This window comes from Vibrio sp. YT-19(2023), assembly GCF_033337395.1.
Genome location: NZ_JAWOQN010000512.1, coordinates 1 through 693 on the forward strand (window position 1 = coordinate 1; position 693 = coordinate 693).

Genomic DNA, 693 nt, shown 5'->3' on the forward strand with positions numbered 1-693 from the left:
AATGCGGTGCATACCCGCGCCCCAGTTATACGCAAATTCGCCCCAAAGCGGAGGAATGTATGAATGACCGTCGGTGCCTTTGATACCCGAGCCGTCGGCGCGATGACAAGTCTCGCAGTTCTTTTCATAGACTAAAGCCCCTCGCTCTGGTGATGGTTCTTGCTTCGGTGCGGCGATTTTTGGGTAGCCACGTCCTGCGAGGTTGCCGCGCTCTTTAACGGGTAATGCTTGAGCGATAGCATCTGGCAAAGGGAAGTCTTGCGTTTTACCACCCACTTGGAGAGCTTTAATGTCTAGCTCTGGCACCGCTTCATCGTTCATACCATAACTATCGAGTAATCCACCCATTGCCAACCAATAAGCGTAAGCGCTGAGGGCAACAATTTCGGGTGAGTCGTAAGCGGGGGCTTTGCCGTTCATGGAGTATTCGAAGCAACCTTGAATACGGTCTGCGTAGCTGTTTACGCGATCGTTTTTCTTGCGATAAGCCGGATAGGCCATGTACGCCGCCCACAGCGGTGCTGCATTGGCTTTTCGTCCTGCTTCCATATGGCAGTTCACACAGTTTTGCTCATTGCCAACGTATTTACCGCGCATCTGTTGCGAGTTAACAAAGAGCGAGTAACCGCGTTTTACTTGCTCACCAAATGCGGTGTTTGGAATTTTACTCAGATCGCGAGGCTGCAAATATTC

The 693-nt window shown here is 51.2% G+C and carries 1 protein-coding gene; it reads right to left on the reverse strand.

Annotated features, from left to right (window positions below; all coding sequences use genetic code 11):
* Nucleotides 1–693: c-type cytochrome (locus R7E78_RS26825; RefSeq protein ID WP_318058698.1), on the reverse strand; the 693-nt coding region annotated here is incomplete at both ends.